The following is a 618-nucleotide window of genomic DNA, read 5'->3' as shown; positions in this document are numbered from 1 at the left end:
GATCCTGGCCAAGGGGCAGACGGTCAAAGGGCATATCTGGACCTACGTCCGCGACGACCGGCCGTTTGGTGGGCGGGCGCCGCCGGCCGCGCTCTATTACGCCTCGCGCGATCGACGGCAGGAGCATCCCACGCGGCATCTCCAAAGCTTCACCGGTATCCTGCAGGCCGATGCCTATAGCGGCTATAACGAGCTGTATGACGCCTCGCGCGCGCAAGGAGCGGTCACGCCCGCACTCTGTTGGGCCCATGCCAGGCGGCAGTTTTTTGAGCTGGCGGACATCGCCGCCAATGCGAGGCGAGACAGGAACGCCGCGGCGATCTCGCCGATCGCGCTGGAGGCGGTCAAGCGCATCGATGCACTGTTCGATATTGAGCGTGGCATCAACGGCCAAAGCGCCGAAGAGCGGCTGCGGGTGCGCAAAGAACAAAGCGCCCCACTCTTGACGACGTTGGAAGCATGGCTACGCGAGCAGCGCGCTCGGCTGTCGAACTCCTCATCGGTCGCCAAGCCAATCGACTACATGCTGCGCCGCTGGGACCGGTTCGCTCACTTCGTCGATGACGGACGGATCTGCTTCACCAACAACGCCGCCGAACGCGCCCTGCGCGGCTTCGC

The 618-nt window shown here is 64.9% G+C and carries 1 protein-coding gene; it reads left to right on the top strand.

Translation table 11 applies throughout. From position 1 onward, the window contains the following. Positions 1 to 618: IS66 family transposase (tnpC, locus tag SO140_RS46375; protein ID WP_498544262.1), on the top strand; the 618-nt coding region annotated here is incomplete at both ends.

The sequence above is a fragment of the Bradyrhizobium sp. UFLA05-108 genome (assembly GCF_059803455.1).
This window is presented reverse-complemented; position numbering and strand designations above follow the sequence as displayed.